Origin of the sequence: Paenibacillus solanacearum (assembly GCF_910593845.1) — a bacterium.
Taxonomy (GTDB): domain Bacteria; phylum Bacillota; class Bacilli; order Paenibacillales; family NBRC-103111; genus Paenibacillus_G; species Paenibacillus_G solanacearum.
In genome coordinates this window covers 1-18,480 of record NZ_CAJVAS010000020.1, presented here as the reverse complement: position 1 = coordinate 18,480, position 18,480 = coordinate 1, and the positions used below count along the sequence as shown (strand labels likewise).

At 54.9% G+C, this 18,480-nt stretch carries 6 protein-coding genes; all 6 read left to right on the top strand.

Translation table 11 applies throughout. The annotated features are described in order from the left end of the window. Positions 1-2: 2 nt before the first annotated feature. The 6 genes from addB to KXG62_RS19885 all read left to right on the top strand — a co-directional run bounded on the left by addB (position 3) and on the right by KXG62_RS19885 (position 17,105). The gene (gene addB, locus KXG62_RS19910) at positions 3-3,743 is read left to right on the top strand and encodes a helicase-exonuclease AddAB subunit AddB (RefSeq protein ID WP_218093838.1); all 3,741 of its coding nucleotides are present in this window, start codon (positions 3-5) and stop codon (positions 3,741-3,743) included. Beyond that, entirely contained in the window at positions 3,740-7,693 is a 3,954-nt protein-coding gene (gene addA / locus KXG62_RS19905; RefSeq protein WP_218093764.1) for a helicase-exonuclease AddAB subunit AddA, read from the top strand. The genes addB and addA overlap by 4 nt, the downstream gene beginning before the upstream one ends. Positions 7,694-7,722: 29 nt before the next feature. Next, positions 7,723-8,898: an exonuclease SbcCD subunit D gene (locus KXG62_RS19900; protein ID WP_218093763.1), complete on the top strand. Its 1,176-nt coding sequence runs from the start codon at positions 7,723-7,725 to the stop codon at positions 8,896-8,898. Positions 8,899-9,176: 278 nt separating this feature from the next. Beyond that, entirely contained in the window at positions 9,177-12,671 is a 3,495-nt protein-coding gene (locus tag KXG62_RS19895) for an AAA family ATPase (protein ID WP_218093762.1), read from the top strand. 377 nt (positions 12,672-13,048) lie between these two features. Further along, the gene (locus KXG62_RS19890; RefSeq protein WP_218093761.1) at positions 13,049-14,173 is read left to right on the top strand and encodes a tyrosine-type recombinase/integrase; all 1,125 of its coding nucleotides are present in this window, start codon (positions 13,049-13,051) and stop codon (positions 14,171-14,173) included. Positions 14,174-16,667: 2,494 nt separating this feature from the next. Continuing rightward, the gene (locus KXG62_RS19885) at positions 16,668-17,105 is read left to right on the top strand and encodes a DUF2569 family protein (protein ID WP_218093760.1); all 438 of its coding nucleotides are present in this window, start codon (positions 16,668-16,670) and stop codon (positions 17,103-17,105) included. The last annotated feature ends 1,375 nt before the right edge of the window (positions 17,106-18,480 follow it).

Genomic DNA, 18,480 nt, shown 5'->3' with positions numbered 1-18,480 from the left:
TCATGGCATTTCGGTTTGTACTCGGCCGGGCGGGCAGCGGCAAGACGGAGTATTGTTTACAGGACATCCAGCGCAAGCTGATCGAGGCGCCGAACGGGCGGCCATTGATTTGGCTCGTGCCGGAGCAGGCGACGTTTCAGGCGGAGTATGCGCTGATCTCAACGCCTGAGCTGGGAGGTACGCTTCGCGCGCAGGTGCTCAGCTTCCGAAGGCTCGCGTGGAGGGTCATGCAGGAGGTCGGAGGGACGGCTAGGCTGCCGATCGACGAGACCGGCAAAAAGCTGCTGCTTCACCGTATTTTGCATAAACATAAAGGCCGGCTGCGACGATTTCAGGCTTCGGCGGACCAGACCGGATTTCTGGATAATTTGAATCAACTGTTCAGCGAATTCAAGCGATACTGCATCACGGGCGAAGGGCTCAGACACTGGTACGAGAACAGGGCCGGGGCGGGAAGCCGGGGCGAAACCGGAGCGGCGCTCGAAGACAAAATTCACGATCTCCAGTTCGTCTATTCGGAGTTCGAAGCCGAACTTTCGCGCCTGTATTTGGACGGAGAGGACTATCTGACTTTACTGGCGCAGCAGCTGCAGCAGTCATCCTATATTCGGGGAGCCGAATGCTGGGTTGACGGCTTCCACGGGTTCACCCCCCAGGAATTCGCGGTGCTCGAGCAGCTCGCGCGATGCAGCGACAACGTTACGCTCACCTTATGCCTGAACAAAGATTACATAACGCATGAGCGTCCGCAGGAGCTCGACTTGTTCCATCCGACAGCCCGGACATTGATACAACTGCGCGAGCGTCTGCCGCAGGCGGGCGTGCAGATCGGCGAAACGGTGATGCTGAACGGCGATTCGCCGGTTCGGTTCGAGCATAATCCGATGCTCGCGTATTTGGAGCATCATTTCGAAGATCGGGTCAAGCGGCCGTACAAGCCTGCCGTCCCGACGATCGGGAAATCCTCCTTACGGCTATCGGCAGCGGTGAATCGGAGGGCGGAGGTGGAAGCGGCGGCTCGCGACATCGTCGCTCTGGTTCGCGACGAAGGATTGCGGTGGCGGGATATTTCCGTTTCCGTGCGCAACATAGAGGCTTACGGAGACTTGGTGGCCGGCACGTTCAAGGATTACGGCATCCCGCACTTTTTCGATCAGAAGCGGTCGGTGATGCATCATCCGCTTGTCGAGCTGATCCGCTCGTCGCTCGAAGCGATCCGCAGCGGCTGGAAGTACGATGCGGTATTCCGCTGTGTGAAGACGGATTTCTTCTTGCCGATCGGATCAAGCGGCGCGGATCATCAAGGGGCCGTGCGGATCGACAGGCACTTGATGGATCAATTGGAAAATTACGTGCTGGCCTTTGGTATTCGAGGTACCAAATGGACCGATTCGCGCGACTGGACTTACTCGTACCGCACGACTTTGGACGATACGGAAGGCGAACGGAACGCGGCCGATGAACGTTTTTTGCACGCGATCAATGTTTGCCGCAGGCGCATTGCCGAGCCGCTCGCGCAACTGCATCAGTCGATGGGGAAGCGGTCTAACGTTCGCGACCGGGTAGCTGCACTGTACGAGCTGCTCGTCGGTTTGCATGTTCCTGAGAGGCTCGAGATGTGGAGCCAAAGCGCGCTGCGCGAGGGCAGACCGGAGAAAGCAAGAGAGCATTCGCAAGTATGGGACCGCGTGATGGATGTGCTCGATCAGTTGGTGGAGCTGATGGGAGAGGAGCCGACGTCTCTGGAGCTGTTTGCGGAGCTGGTCGAGACCGGACTGGAAAGCATCAAGCTCGGACTGGTGCCGCCGACGCTGGATCAGGTGCTGATCGGAAGCATGGACCGGACACGTTCCGGCGAGGTAAAGCACATGTTCGTGCTCGGCGTGAACGAAGGCGTTATGCCGGCCAAAATTACGGAAAGCGGCGTGCTGACCGAAATGGAACGGGAGCAGTTGGCAGGAGCGGGATTGTCCATGGCGGAAGGCAGCCGCAGACGGCTGCTTGACGAGCCCTTTCTTATGTACTGCGCTTTCTGCACACCGTCCGGCGGAATATGGCTTAGCTACCCGCTTGCGGATGAGGAAGGAAAATCGCTGCTGCCGTCCGATATCATTCGTCAGATGAAGCGGATGTTCCCGCAAGTAAGCGAGCGGCTGCTGATGACCGATCCGGCTCCGGGAACGCCGCTGAGCGAGCAGATGGAATATGCCGTAAGCCCGGATAAGGCGCTCTCGCATCTGATCGTACAGCTGAAGCTGTGGATGCAAGGGAAGCCGGTGGGCAGCGTCTGGTGGTCGGTATATAACTGGTTCGCCCGTCAGCCGGAATACGGCGCCAAGCTGTCGCGGCTGCTGGAGTCTTTGCTCTATACGAATCAGGAAGCGTACTTAAGCGCGGAAACGAGCCGCTTGCTATACGGCAGCCGTATCGAGACTAGCGTGTCGAGAATGGAGCGTTTCGTCTCCTGTCCGTTCTCGCAGTTCGCTTCGCACGGCTTGCGGTTGAAGGAACGGCGCATTTTCCGGCTGGACGCGCCCGATGTCGGGCAGCTGTTCCATTCGGCGCTGAGCTTGTTTGCGGAGCAAACGATGCAAGAAGGCGTAGACTGGGGCGCGCTTACTCCGGTCGAATGCGAACGGCGGGCGGCGGTTGTCGTCGATATGCTCGCGCCGAGGCTGCAAGGGGAAATATTGCTGAGCTCCAAACGATACCTGTACATCGCGCGTAAGCTGAAACAGGTGATCAGCCGGGCGGCAGTCATGCTGGGCGAGCATGCGAAGCGCGGGCAATTCCGGCCCGTCGGGCTCGAAATCGGCTTCGGAAGCGGCGAGTCGATCCCGCCGATGCAGTACAAATTGGACAACGGAGTCCAAATGGAGCTTCGCGGCAGAATCGACCGGATCGACCGGGCGGACACCGATAAAGGGACGCTCCTCCGGGTCGTCGATTACAAATCGAGCGGCAAAGCGCTGCAGATGTTCGAAGTGTATTACGGGCTTTCGCTGCAAATGCTTGCTTACCTTGACGTCATCTTGACGCATTCCCCGATCTGGCTCGGGAAAGAAGCGAAGCCGGCCGGTGTGCTATATTTCCACGTACATAATCCGGTGTTGAACGCCAAGAACGGATTAAGCGGCGAAGCCATACAGGCGGAGCTGCTCAAGAAATTTAAGACCAAAGGCATGCTGACTGCCGATCCGGACGTGATCCGGCTGATGGATAGCGGCTTAATCGGCTCGAGCGGATATTCCGACCTGCTTCCGGCTGCGCTCAAGACGGACGGCAGCTTTTATAAGACGTCCTCCGTAGCGACGGAGCAGCAGTGGGATACGGTACGCAAATACGTGAAGCGGACGATCAAGAGCATCGGCGAGTCGATGACGGACGGCTGCATCGATATTACCCCATACCGGTCCGGGGCGATCTCCGCCTGCGGGCAATGCGCATACAGGTCTGTGTGCCATTTTGACCAGCAATTCGAGGGGAACGACTACAAGACGCTGACGCCCATAGGAAGAGACCTGGTGTGGGAGCTGATGGAGCAGTCCAATACGAGCGGACGCGACACGGGACTGCGCAGCAAGGAACAATCGAGACCGGTGAGAAATGGCGCCCATCCGTTCCGCCCGGCGGCGGGCAAAGCGCTGTCCATTGCCCAAATGGAGGCGGCGGCCTCGAAACAGGACGACGATCAGGAAACGACGGATGAACGAAGTGAGAGCGACGGAGGAGAAACGCCATGATCGAACACATTCCGAAACCGGAAGGCAGCACCTGGACCGACGATCAGTGGGATGCCATTGCCATACGAGGCCATTCGATGCTGGTGGCGGCGGCGGCCGGCTCAGGAAAAACGGCGGTGCTGGTCGAGCGGATCATCCGGCGCATAGCCGATGAGCGGAACCCGCTCGACGTAGACCGGCTGCTCGTCGCGACATTCACGAAGGCGGCAGCTTCCGAGATGCGCCACCGGATCAGCGACGCGTTGGAAAAGGCGCTTGCGGCCAATCCGGGATCGGATCATTTGCAGCGCCAGCTGGCGCTCATCCAGCGGGCTTCCATCACGACGCTTCACTCCTTTTGCATGGAAGTCATTCAGCGCCATTACCAGCTCGTTGGACTCGATCCGGGATTCCGCATCGCCAACGAAACGGAAAGCGCCTTGATGCGCCAGGATTTGCTCGAGGAGCAGTTGGAGGAGCGGTACGGCGCCGCCGAGGAAGGGGACGCCTTCTGGCGGCTTGCCGATACGTTCAGCGGCGATAAAAGCGACGACGCATTGTTCGGACTTATTCAGCGCTTGTACGACGATTCCCGCAGCCATCCGTGGCCCGACCATTGGCTGCGCCAAAGCGCAGCGATGTTCGAACGCGGCGAGGTGATGGGCGACAACCCATGGGTGCCGAGCCTGATGACTTCCGCCAGACTGGAGCTGCTGGGAGCGGCTGCGCTGCTGGGCGAAGCGCTGGCGATTGCCGGACAGCCGGGAGGGCCTGTTCCGTACGAAGCCACCTTGCGGGACGATTGGACTGTCGTAGAACATTTGCTGGAAGTATTGAATGCCGGCGGTTGGGAGCCGTTATACGACGCGTTTCAGGGGGCCGCTTTCGGCAAACTGAAGCCTTGCAAGGGAGACCAGTACGACAAGGCGCTTCAAGAGCAGGTGAAGGAGCTCCGCAACGAGGCGAAGGAGCGGGTAGCGGCGATGCGGGAAGAGCTGTTCGGGCGGACGCCGCAGCAATTCCAAGCAGAGCTGAAGGCGATGGCTCCTTTAATGCAGGCGCTCAGCGAGCTGGTGATCGAATTCGGAGAGCGGTACCGGCAGGCCAAGATGGCCAAGCGGCTCGTCGATTTTGCCGATCTGGAGCATTACTGCCTGCACATATTATGCGCTAAGGAAGCCGGACCGGAGCAGCTTATCCCGTCGCCTGCCGCAATGGAATACCGGGAGCAATTCGCCGAAGTGCTGCTGGACGAATACCAGGACACGAACCGGGTTCAGGAAGCCATCGTGGAGCTGATCTCGGCGCCCGCGCCGGGCAACCGTTTCATGGTCGGAGACGTCAAGCAGAGCATTTATCGGTTCCGATTGGCGGAGCCGGGATTGTTCCAAGAGAAATACAAAAGCTACCGGACGGACGGTACCGAGCCGGGACAGCGTATCGATTTGGCGCGCAATTTCCGCAGCAGGCGCCAGGTCGTCGACGGCACGAATTATATTTTCCGGCAAATCATGCAGGAGACCGTCGGCGAGATCGCCTATGATGACAGGGCAAAGCTCGTATACGGCGCCGGGTATCCCGAGCCGGAGCACGACGCCGCAGCGGAGCTTGTGCTCATTGACCGTGCGGCCGATACTTCATCGGACGGCCGCGACGCGGAGTTCGAGGACGCCGGCTCGGCCGGTTCGAACGAAGAAGGCGCAGGCGCAGACGAGTCGGCTGCCGATGCGCGCGAGCTTCAGACGGTTCAGTTGGAAGCCCGCTATATCGCTCAGCAAATCCGTACCATGACAGGCATGGACGGCGGGCGTCCAATGCAGGTTTTCGATAAAGCGGCCGGCGGCCTGCGCGATGCCACGTATCGGGACATCGTGATCCTGCTGCGTGCGACGCAGCAATGGGCGCCGGTGCTGATCGAGGAGCTGCAGCTGCAAGGGATTCCGGCTTATGCGGAGCTGAACAGCGGCTATTTTACGGCGACCGAGGTCCAGGTGCTGTTATCGCTGCTCAAGGTGATCGATAATCCATATCAGGATATTCCGCTCGTATCGGTGCTCCGTTCGCCGATCGTCGGTTTGCAGGCCGAGGAGCTTGCTCAAATCCGCATAAACAGCAAGCATGGAGCGTATTACGACGCAGTCCGCGCTTATGCGAAGGATGCGGGCGGCGAGCAAAGACAAGCGCTTGGTATCGAGGAGAAAACTGATGGCTTAGGGGCGGAACAGCTTCCTAAACATCCGGATCTGCAAGCGAAGCTGAATCTTTTTTTGGCGCAGCTCAAGGCGTGGCGGCGTGAGGCGCAGCAAATGTCGCTGGCGGATTTGATCTGGGACATTTACCGGGTAACCGGTTATTTCGATTATGTCGGCGGTCTTGCCGGCGGCCAGCAGCGTCAGGCGAACCTGAGGGCGCTCTACGATCGGGCCAAACAGTATGAAGCGACATCGTTCCGCGGACTGTTCCGGTTTCTGCGGTTTGTCGCCCGTATGCAGGACAGCGGGGGAGACCTTGGCACCGCAAGGGCGCTCGGCGAGCAGGAAGACGTCGTTCGCATCATGACGATTCACAAGAGCAAAGGGCTGGAATTCCCGGTCGTTTTCGTGGCGGGGATGGCCAAGCAGTTCAATCGGCGCGACCTTGCGGACGCGTTCATGCTGCATAAGGAACTCGGCTTCGGCCCGAAATATATGGAACTGGACACGCGAGTCAGCTACCCGACGCTGCCTTGGCTTGCGATCAAGCGCAAAATTCAGCTGGAAATGCTTGCGGAAGAAATGCGGGTGCTTTATGTAGCGCTGACGCGCGCGCGGGAAAAGCTGGTGCTGGTCGCAACGGTCAAAGGCGCGGATAAGCTTGCGGCGTCGTGGTCGCGATTTCTTTCCCGTGAGAACGAGGCACTGCCCGATGATGCCGTGGCCAAGGCGCGCTGTTATCTTGACTGGGTCGGGCCTGCATTGATCCGGCATCCGGACGGTCAACCGCTGCGCGAAGCCGGCGGGCTAGAATACCGCAGTCAGCCGTTCTTGTTCGGCGAGACGTCGGAATGGCGCGTTCGTGTGGTTCAACCGGATCTATTCGCCGGTGTAACGCAAGCGGCCGTATCGTTTGCGCCGCTCGACGGGGATCGGTGGTCAGCGCTCCTGCGGCTGGAGCCGGTTGACGGCTCCGTTCAGACGGAGCACGAAGTATGGCGGCGGCTGTCCTGGAACTATGCGCATCCCGATGCGACGAAGGTGCTGTCCAAGACATCGGTAACGGAGCTGAAACGGCTGTCCGAGCACCACCGGTTGATGGATATGTTGTCGGATGAACCGGCGCCGCTGCTTCTGCCGGGAATTCGAGGCGCGGACGAGCTGGAAGCGGTCGCCTCTGCGGTGGAAAAGCATCCGCAGCAGGGCGGGTTTCGGCCCGTGATCGTGAGGAGGCCGCGGTTTCTGGAACAGCGGGAAATGAACGCTGCCGAACGGGGATCGGTCTTTCACTCGGTGATGCAGCATATTCCCTTGGACGGCGAGCCGGGAGAGAATGAAATTCGCCATACGCTTGTATCGATGGTAGAACGGGAGCTGCTGACGGAAGCACAGAGCGCGCTAGTCGATCCGAAAGGCATCGCCGCGTTTTTCCAAAGCGCGCTCGGACAGCGGATGCTGCGGGCGAAGCAGGTACACCGCGAAGTGCCGTTCAGCTTCGGACTGCCGGCACGCGACGTTTATGGAGCGGACCAAGGCGGATTATCTGATGAAGCGGTCATGCTGCAAGGGGTTATCGACTGCCTGATCGAAGAGGAAGAGGGGCTTGTGCTTCTTGATTATAAAACCGACCGGCTGAAAGGCGGTTCTCCCGCGAAAATAGCGGAAGGCTACCGGCTGCAGCTGGATTTGTACGGCAAAGCGGTGGAACGGATTTGGAAACGTCCTGTTACGCAAAAGTATATCTTTTTATTCGATGGGGCGCATGTTGTCGAACTATAAGACGTGCGAAGTGAGAGAGGAGATCAAGTATGCGGATACTGCATACGGCGGACTGGCATCTCGGCCGTTCGCTGGAAGGAAGGAGCCGGCTGGCGGAGCAGGAAGCTTTTATCGATGAGCTGGCGGATATCGTGAACTCGCAGCAGATCGATTTGGTGCTGCTGGCCGGGGACGTATACGATACGGTCAATCCTCCCGCTGCGGCAGAGCAGCTGTTTTACGACGCGCTGGCGCGGCTGTCGGATCAGGGACGAAGGCCGGTCTATGTGATCGCAGGCAACCATGATCATCCGGACCGGCTGGCCGCCGCCGCGCCGCTCGCAAGCAGACTCGGCGTTACGCTCGTCGGATTGCCGGAGGCGCGCGTGTATGAGACTTGCGTTGCACGAACGGGAGAGCAGGCCGTGCTGTTCGCGCTTCCTTATCCTTCCGAGTCGAGACTGCGTGAGCTGCTGTCGGATGACATTCAGGAGGAATTGCTGCGTGCGGCCTACTCCGAGCGGGTTGGCCATCTGGTCCGTGCGCAAGCGCGTCACTACCGTAAGGATACCGTCAATTTGCTCATGAGCCACTTGTACGTGCTCGGCGGCAAAGAAACGGAATCGGAACGTCCGATTCAGGTCGGCGGAGCCTACACGGTCGATACGGCGGCCCTTGCGGCTGGCGCTCAATATGTGGCGCTCGGCCATCTGCATCGTCCGCAATATATCAAGTCGGAGACGATGATGCGCTACTGCGGCTCGCCGCTCGCTTACAGCTTCTCCGAGGCCGGATACGCCAAATCGGTCACCGTGCTGGAGATGAAGCCGGGTTACGCACCGCAAGTAGAGGAGATTTATTTGTCCTGCGGCCGGCCGCTCGTCGAGTGGAAAGCCAAAGGAGGACTTGCGGAGGTGCACCGCTGGCTGGATGAGGGGAAGGACGCCCAGGCATGGATCGATCTGGAGGTGCATTTGAACGAGACGATGTCGCTCGAGCAAATCCATAAGCTCCGGCAAGCTCGTGAGGGACTGATTCACATACGTCCGATTTACCCGGAGCTGGAGCAAGCCGCGAAGGAAGCCGTATCGGCAGCGAAAATGCCGATGGACGAGTTGTTCCGCCGCTTTTACGAGCGGCAAACTGGGGGCGCTCAGCCGGAACCGGAGCTTGTCCGGTTGTTTCTGGAGCTGCTGACCGCCGATGAGGAAGAAGTCGAAGCGTAAGCGGCTTTCGAATCTATCGGGAAACGATGGTCGGGGCTTGCGGCGCTGAACGGTTGCCTGCATGCATGCGGCCGTTCCGTCGAGCCGCGGAGCCGTTGAGCTGATCAAGAGCCGTCAGCTTCGTTTCTCGGTATTGCTGTGCGAGGGCAGGGAAAACGTGCTGTGCTTTCGCTCCGGCATCGTGGACATCTGCACCATCCGCCAGTCCGTTCCCACGTACTTACGATCATCGTTCTATATACTACTTTAGATCCATCTATGGAAAAGGAGGGCTGCGCATGCGGCCGATTCATTTGCAGCTATCCGGCCTGCAAAGCTATCGCGAGGTTCAGGAGATCGATTTTACGGCGCTGACGGAAGCCGGCGTGTTCGGGATATTCGGACCGACCGGAAGCGGCAAGTCAACGATTCTCGATGCGATTACGCTGGCGCTGTTCGGCAAAGTCGAACGGGCCTCCGGCGGGACGCAGGCGATTATGAACCAGTCGGAGTCGACGCTATCCGTCTCGTTCACGTTCGAGCTCGGTTCCGCCGAAGGGGTGCACCGCTACCGGGTCGACCGTCAGTTTAAACGTAGCGGCGATGTGTCGGTGCAGGGCAGCTTGAGCCGACTGATACAACTGATTGACGGAGAGACGCTGGTGCTTGCGGATAAAGCCGGCGATGTGAACCAGCAGGTTCAAGCGATTCTCGGTTTATCGATGGCCGATTTCACAAGAGCGGTCGTGCTGCCGCAAGGAAAATTTGCCGAGTTTTTGACGTTGACCGGAAAGGACCGCCGTGCGATGCTGCAGCGGCTGTTTCATCTGGAGCCGTACGGCGACCGTCTGAGCGCGAAAACCGCATCGCGTTACAAGGAAACGGATGTAGCGATCAAAGAACTGCAGGCCGAGCAGCAAGGCCTTGGTGACGCTTCGGCGGAGGCGCTTGCCCGTGCCGAGACGCGGCTGCGCGAAGCGCGCGAGGCCGCTCGCGTGCTCCGCGAGCGGCTCGCTGCCTGCGAGCGCCGCGCCACGGAGCTGCGCACCGTTCGCGAGCTGCAGCGGGAGCTCGCCGCCGTCGCTGCGCGTGAAGCGGCGCTGGCCGCGCAGGCGCCGCACGTGGCGGCGCTTGAGGCGAGGCTCGCTCGTGCTGCGCAGGCCGAGCGGCTGCGCCCGCTCGTGAGGCGGCTCGGCACCGCTGCCGAGCAGCTCGTGCGGGAGCGCGAAGCCGCCGGCGCTGCCGCAGCAGCGCTCGCCGCAGCGCAAGGCGCGCTGGCGCAGGCGCAAGCGGCGCATGCCGCCGCGCGCGAGGCGCTCGCCGCGCAGGAGGCGCCGCTCGTGCTGCGCCTCGAGCAGCTGCGCCAGGCGGCGGCGCTGGCCGCCGAGCTCGCGGGCGACCGCGAGCGGCTGGCCGCGCTGGCCGCGGAGGCGGCGCAGCTCGAGGCGCGGCTCGCCGCCGGCCGTGCGGAGCAGGCGCGCGAGCGCGAGCTGCGGGAGAAGGCGCTGCAGCGCCAGGCGCAGCTGCAGGCGGAGCTGAAGCGCGCCGAGGTGCCGAGCGCGTACCGTCGTCGGCTGCAGGAGGCGCTGCAGGAGAAGCGTGAATGGGAGCGCCTGGAGAAGCAGGCATCCGAGCTCGACGTGGAGCTGCACAAGCAGCAAGCGGAGCTTGGGCGATTGGGAGAGGCGAGGTCGGGGCTACAGCAGTCGGGTGCTGACTGGATGGCCAAAGGGACAATATGGCTGCAGCAAGCTGCCGATATACATAATGAATTGAATCGCATGGAACATGCGTTAACAAGCGGACTCTCCGCCATCCCGCAGCGAGTCGCGGAGCTTCGGGCGATGGAGAAGGCAGCGGAGCTGGAGAAGCTGGCGGAACGGCTTGCCGCGCATTTGCACGAAGGCGAAGCTTGCCCGGTTTGCGGGGCGATGGAGCATCCTCATCCGGCAGGATCGGAGGGGCAGCTGAATGTACGAACTGGCGCTTCCCCGGAGAACGAAATCGCTCAGCTGGAACAGATTCAACAGCAAGCCAGAGAGCAGCAGCTTTCTTGCCGGCAGCAGCAGCATACGTTACAAGCACTCGAGGGGCAGCTTCTTCAGACGGGACATCATCTGCTATCAGCGGGTGCTGCCGGTGCTCGAGATGAAGACCGCAAGGAAGCGGATTCCGGTTGGCTGGAAGCGGCTGCGGCGGCGGCCGTCGATGTACCCGTAGAGACCAACGCCGAAGGCGCGGCGACGGGGCTTTCATCGGAGCGGATTTTGCAATCCGTCAAAGAAACGGCAGCTGCTTTAACTGGCGCAGGGCGCCACATTCAAGAGCTGCAGACGTCGCTGCAGCGCCTGATGCAGGAGAAACGCCAAGCCGACCAGCGTGAGCAGGAGCTTCTCGCGCGGGAACAGGCGATGCAAAGCCTCCTCTCCTCTCAAAGTCAAAAGCATTCGGAGCTTAAGCAGACGATTCAGCGCTTGCAGGAGAATTGGCCGGACAACTATTCGGAATTCGATCCAAACCGCATCGCCGAAGAAGCGGATAGCCTGCAGCAGAGGGACCGACAGGCAGAAGATTTGCGCGAACGGCTGGAGAAGAGCGTCTCGTTCCTTACGGAAAAGCAGGGAAATCTTGAACGGTTGCAATTGGAGCTGGGCGAGATGGAGAAATTGTGCATCCAACGCGGCGCTGAACGCCAAAGCTTGGAACTGTTCATTTCGCAAAAAGGGGAACAGTTGAAGGCGTGGGTTGGCGAGCAGGACGCAGCTGTGCTTGCTTCGGAAACGCAAGCGAAGCTGACAGCCCTTCGCGGACAGGCTTCCGCTGCTGCGGAAGGACTGGAGAGCGCTCAAGCTTCGATGCAGCAATGTGTCCAGCAGGATGCGGCGGCCAAACAAGCGGCTCAATCGGCCGAGCAACTGGATGCGGAGCTGCGAGCCGAGTGGGCGCAGCAAGCGAACGCCGAACGGTTTGCCTCGGTCGACGAAGTGAACCAGTCGCTGCTTTCTTCGGAGCAGCAGACGGCTTGGCAAGCTGAAACGGAGGCGCATCGCAAGCTTGAGCACCAGCTTACCGCCAGACGCCATGAGCTTGAACGTGAGCTGGGCGGCCGGGAAGTGTCGGAAGACACGTGGTCGGAGCTTGAAGCGGAGCTCCAGGAGTGCAAGGAACAGGATGAAGCAGCATTACAAACGACCGCCAAAGCGGAGCGCGACTGGGAGGAGCTCCAGGCGAAGCATCAGCGATGGTCGGAGCTCGAGGCACAGCGTTCCTCGCGTCAGCAAGAACTGTCGCTGCTAGTGAAACTGCAAGCCGCGCTTCGCGGTAATGCTTTTGTCGAGTTTTTGGCCGAGGAGCAGCTGCTGCATGTCAGCCGCAGCGCTTCCGAACGATTGGGCCAGCTCACAAGGCAAAAATACGCCATCGAAGTCGATTCGGGCGGGGGCTTTATTATTCGCGATGATGCCAACGGAGGCGTACGACGGCCGGTGACGACGCTATCCGGAGGCGAGACATTCCTAACTTCGCTGTCGCTCGCTTTGGCGCTTTCCGCGCAAATCCAGCTGAAGGGTCAATACCCGCTTGAATTTTTCTTCCTTGATGAAGGATTCGGCACACTGGATCCGGAGCTGCTCGAAGCCGTAATCAGTGCGCTGGAGAAGCTGCACATGGACAAACTCACAGTCGGAGTAATCAGTCATGTGCCGGAGCTTCGCGCCCGGTTGCCGCGCCGTCTTGTCGTGCAGCCGTCCCAGCCGGGAGGAAAAGGCAGCAGTATTTCATTGGAGACAATGTAATCGATAGGCGACTTCAGTGGACAGCATGATTAACCCGTGAGGGTCGAAAGACTGCCTCGCAGCGCGGAAACGAGCGCCTGGGCTTCTGCGGTTCAGGTTCTTCAAGACGGTCATTGCCTCAGCGAATGTCAACTGAATATGCGTCGATCCCCGAAAGCATCGGAGGTTTCCTGGGTCTGTAACAGACAGACTAGACTGGGAGACCTCTTTTTTTATGGTATTAGGGCTCAGTAGGGGGCGAGGCGGCGAATGAATACTGTCCATACTCCATATCACTACGGCTGGATAACAGTCAGTTGCTACGGCAATCCACCCGTAAATTGAGTTATATTACCATTTATTTGTAGTTTTGATATACTAATCGGGAAGGTGAACGTATGAAGGTATTCCTTTCAAAACGAAACGAGGAAACTTTGGCTGTCAAGCTGCAGTATTTTAACCAGAACGATGTTGCAAAGATCAGGCAGGTACCCGGGCGAAAGTGGATCCCGGAGGAAGCTGTCTGGACTGTTCCTTATACGCTTGGAGTGATCGAACACTGCTTAGACCTTTTTCAGGGCTACTGCATGGAGGTGGAGCCCGCATTAGCGGAGGAATGCGATATGCTCCAATTCAGACGGGATGATCTGGAATCGACTCGAGCGTCTCTGGCGACGCCTTCTTTATTTGATTGGCACGATGAGCGGAAGACGCAATTAAAGAATGAGTTGGTGATGAGAGGTTACAGTTCAAAAACGGTTAAAGCTTATTGCGGGCAGCTTGAACGTTTTTATGGATATATTCGATCGACCCTGGAGCCGTGGAGCGACCGGACCGCACAACGCTACTCCCTTTATTTGCTGGAGCGCCAGTGCTCCCACGCTTACGTCAATCAAGCGATCAGCGCCATTAAATTCTATATGCGTCATGTATTGAATCAGAAGGAGTCTGCTCCCTATGTTCGTCCCAAAAAAGAGAAGAAGCTCCCACCTGTGCTATCTCAGCATGAAGTCAAGCGGCTGCTCGAATCCGTTCATAATCTCAAACATAAAGCGATTCTGTATTTGACTTATTCTTCCGGGTTACGGGTTGGCGAGGTTGTACGTTTGCGTAAGCAGGATTTGGATCATGAGCGTAAAACGTTGTGGGTCCGGCAAGGGAAAGGGAGAAAAGACCGGCTCACGCTACTATCCGAAGCCGCTTATGAGGTCGTAAGGGCTTACTGTGACCATGAAAAGCCGGAGGAATGGCTGTTTCCCGGACAGATGGATCGGCGACATCTCACGGAGCGATCTGCACAGAAAGTCTTTGAGCATGCGCTAGCCTCCGCCGGTCTCACGAAAAAGGTCAGCATACATGCTCTCAGGCATTCGTTCGCCACACATTTGCTAGAGGGCGGTATCGATATACGTTACATCCAGGAGCTTCTTGGCCATCAAAGCAGCCGTACCACAGAGCGTTATACCCACGTCGCGGTAAAGGATGTGCGGCGAATCCAAAGTCCGCTAGATCAGATTTATTGAGCAGAAGGAGCTTTACGCGAATCACGTGTAAAACAGACTTTTTTGCGAAATACGCAGATAATGGGTGGAGGGTAGGGTTTGCGAAGTTCGTGAAAAAGACGTTATACGACATTGCCTAAACCTAAAGTAGAAGCCCGTCAGGAATCTAAAATCATGAAAAACTATTATTCTAGAAGTTAATTCGTAGAAGCAATATGAATCAAAGGCCCCGCCTGGGGAAGATGTTTGAGCTGGGAGCTCAGCCGGCGGAACCTTGATTCATGGGATGCAGAATATATAGTTTTCATGATCTAAAGGATTCCTGCCCGAAATCGTCTTTTGTCTTTACCCATTATTATTTTCAATATTCTATATAAGGGTTAAGTAAGGATTCATCCGATATTAAAGGCATAGGGGCTAAAAAAATGAAATGCGATTGAATGAAGGGAAGAAGTTAGCTCCTCCCTTGATTCAATCGACATTTCCGCCCCTAGCCGTCACCCTGGTTAGACAGAGAAGAATCGGATGAACCCTATAAGCCCTATAAGAGAATATTGAAAAGATTATAAAACACTATGGGTAAAGACTATAAAAGACGATTTCTTGGGTTAACTCGAAGGAGAGGCAACATCGTATAACACCGTATTCACGCTGCGTCGCTTACGCTCCTTGGTCTGCCCGAAGATAATTCGGAGAAGCGGACTCAGGCAGACAACCCTGCGAGCCTAAGTCCTGACGGACCCGGCGCTACGCGCCTTAAGGCTCTCGGGTTCGTGAATACAAGAACGTTAAGTGAAATTACCGCAATTATTTTAAACATACTTTGAATGCAAGCCGAAGAAGCAGTATTTGAAAACACTATTTTGAATGCGAGCCAAAGAAGCAGTATTTAAAACATTATGTTTGAATGCGAGCTGAAGGAGCGGATTTGAAAACACTATTTTGAATGCGAGCCGAAGAAGCAGTTTGAAAACACTATTTTGAATGCGAGCCGAAGGAGCAGTATTTGAAAACACTATTTTGAATGCGAGCCAAAGGAGCAGTATTTGAAAACACTATTTTGAATGCGAGCCAAAGGAGCAGTATTTGAAAACACTATTTTGAATGCGAGCCGAAGAAGCGGTATTTGAAAACACTATTTCGAATGCGAGTCGAAGAAGCGGTATTTGAAAACACTATTTCGAATGCGAGCCGAAGAAGCAGTATTTGAAACAATATTTTTTGAATGCAAGTCGAAGAAGTTGTATTTGTAATACTATTTTTGAAAGGCAAGTCGAAGAAGGCGGTAACATCACTTAACACCGTATTCACGCTGCGGCTCCTAACGGAGCCTTGATCAGCCCGAGGTTTCTCGAGGAAGTGGATTCAGGCAGACAACCCTGCGAGGCTAAGTCTTCGACCCAGTCGCTACGCTCCTTTAAGCCTCTCGGGTTCGTGAATACAAGAACGTTATGCGCAACTTCCTAAACAGTAAAAAACTATAGGGGATGAAGACTCAAAGAGGCTGTAACGAAAGGAACTCAAGAATAGGAAGAGCATGCCGGGACGTGAACTCGAGGATGCTACAGCCAACGGCATTCAAGAAATAGGAAGAGCATGCCGGGGCGAGAACTCGAGGATGCTACAGCCAACGGCTTCAAGAATAGGAAGAGCATGCCGGGACGAGAACTCGAAGATGCTACAGCCAACGGCACTTTTTTTGTAGGCGATACAGGGATGCCGGAAGCAACGCATAACACCGTATTCGCGCTTCGTCGCTACGCTCCTTGGTCTGCCCGAGGTTTTTCGAAGAAGTGAATCAGGCAGACAACCCTGCATCGCCTAAGTCCGTCGGACCCGGCAGCTACGCTGCCTTAAGGCGATGAGGGTTCGTGAATACAAGAACGTTATCTGAAACATCTGCAAACCTTATATTTAAAGACTATAAAGATTCTAAATTTTGTCTCATAAGTACGAGAATTATATGGTGAATATCAACAATAAATTATCTGTATGATATTAATTAAATAGCTGAAAACGTATTGAATTAGGAACGTTTTCAATAACTATAAAAACTCAGCTATTTATAAAACAAGGAGTACATGAATTGTTTGATTACTTTTTAGTATTTGCCATTATATTTTATTCAGCACTAATAATTCCTTTGTTACTACTAATCATTTATGTTCCATATGTAGTAAATAGAGATTTTGGGAAGAAGATCGGTAATGTAATAATTATAATAATTACAGTGCTAATACTGATTATATATTTTTTAATAAGGGCTCTTTGAAAGCTATTCGAGAAGGCAGATGCATCAGATAACACCGTATTCACGCCGCGGCCGGCTACGCCGACCTTGGTCTACCAGGAGATAATTCAGAGAAGTTGATCAGGCAGACAACCCTGCGAGGCTAAGTGGCGAAGCCACCCGGTCTCTACGCGACCTTAAGCCTCTCGGGTTCGTGAATACAAGAACGTTATAAGAAATTGCTGCAAAACTATATAAAGATCTTTAACGGGGAGAGTTTCAACGATGCTAAATAATGAAGCTGAAGAGTTATACCCTAGACCAATTGGAGGATGGTTGCTTGTTTATTTAATAATTTTAGTTATAAGTGAAGTAATGTATATTGCCGGAGTTATAAGAATAGTACCTAACTTTATTAACCTCATTGAGGAAAGTACTTGGATACAGAATGTAATAATAATAGGAACTTTAATAAAGACGGTAATTGCAGGTCTAATTCTAATGCTCTTTATTAGTAAGAAGAATTATGCACTAAGACTAATTATGATTTTTGAAGTGTCTTGTATTCTAATTAGAATATTAACTTATATAGACTATTACAGTAGGGAGCAGATAATCCCTAAATCTTATCATGTATCAATACTCTTTGGGGTAATAAGTGCTTTTTGGATATTATATTTTATAAAGTCGAATAGAGCAAAGGAAACATTTATAAATAGTTGATGAAGTGTCTGTATTTCAATGATGGCAGCAACTTCTTATAACACCATATTCACGCTTCGGTCGCTACGCTCCCTTGGTCTGCCCGGGGCTTTTCGTAGATGTAATATCAGGCAGACAATCCTGCGAGCCTAAGTCCTGACGGACCCGGCGCTATCGCGCCTTAAGGCTCTCGGATTCGTGAATACAAGAACGTTAGACGAAACCAACGCAGAGCTTTTATATAATAATCTAATCTGATTCGCATCGAGCTCACCCGATAAATTGGCAGGAAATGAATGGTAAACTGTCGAATGTTAGGATGAATTTTTTATATTGACGGACTTATAATTTGATAAGACCCTTTTTAATAATGATTTAAAGACCGTATTAAAGACCGTATTAAAGACCGTATTAAAGACCGTATTAAAGACCGTATTAAAGACCGTATTAAAGACCGTATTAACCGTATTAAAGACTCTAAAGACTACAAAGGACCGATAATGAATATTGTGAGCTGATCGAAGAGGGCCGTTGGCATCGTCTAACACCGTATTCACGCTGCGTCGCTTACACTCCTTGGTCTGCCCGATGATAATTCGGAGAAGAGGAATCAGGCAGACAATCCTGCGAGCCTAAGTCCTGACGGACCCGGCGCTGCCGCGCCTTAAGGCTCTCGGATTCGTGAATACAAGAACGTTATAAGTAATCCCAGCTAATGACTATATAAAGAATTTTTATTGTAGGAACTCCGGAAGTATCGACTTGTATTGAAGGTAGTTCGGGGAAGCGTCGTATTAAAGACTTGTATTGAAGGCAGTTCGGGGAAGCGTCGTATTAAAGACTTGTATTGAAGGTAGTTCAGGAAGCGTCGTATTAAAGACTTGTATTGAAGGCAGTTCGGGGAAGTGTCGTATTAAAGACTTGTATTGAAGGTAGTTCGCGGAAGCGTCGTATTAAACTTGTATTGGAGGCAGTTCGTGTCGTATTAAAGACTGTATTGAAGGTAGTCCGGTGAAGCGTCGTATTAAAGGCTTGTATTGAAGTCAGTCAGGGGAAGTTTCATATTTGTAAGTGAATTCGAAGAGGGCTGGGACTACATATAACACCGTATTCACGCTGCGGTCGCTACGCTCCCTTGGTCTGCCAGAGGTTTTTCGAAGAAGCGGGATCAGGCAGACAACCCTGCGAGCCTAAGTCCTGACGGACCCGGCGCTGCCGCGCCTTAAGGCTCTCGGGTTCGTGAATACAAGAACGTTAGGTGAAAGTTCTGAATGATTATATAAAACACCAAAATTCAATATTTTATTCTTAGATACTCATAGTCGGAGGACAAAAAGTGACTGTATTATTAAGAGTCATACCATCTGTAATACATCTACTGTTAACAATATTTTAT

Bases quoted from the DNA above. Each gene is read 5' to 3' on its own strand.
- KXG62_RS19895 (WP_218093762.1), top strand. From the start codon at position 9,177: ATGCGGCCGATTCATTTGCAGCTATCCGGCCTGCAAAGCTATCGCGAG.
- addB (WP_218093838.1), top strand. From the start codon at position 3: ATGGCATTTCGGTTTGTACTCGGCCGGGCGGGCAGCGGCAAGACGGAG.
- KXG62_RS19900 (WP_218093763.1), top strand. From the start codon at position 7,723: ATGCGGATACTGCATACGGCGGACTGGCATCTCGGCCGTTCGCTGGAA.
- addA (WP_218093764.1), top strand. From the start codon at position 3,740: ATGATCGAACACATTCCGAAACCGGAAGGCAGCACCTGGACCGACGAT.
- KXG62_RS19890 (WP_218093761.1), top strand. From the start codon at position 13,049: ATGAAGGTATTCCTTTCAAAACGAAACGAGGAAACTTTGGCTGTCAAG.
- KXG62_RS19885 (WP_218093760.1), top strand. From the start codon at position 16,668: ATGCTAAATAATGAAGCTGAAGAGTTATACCCTAGACCAATTGGAGGA.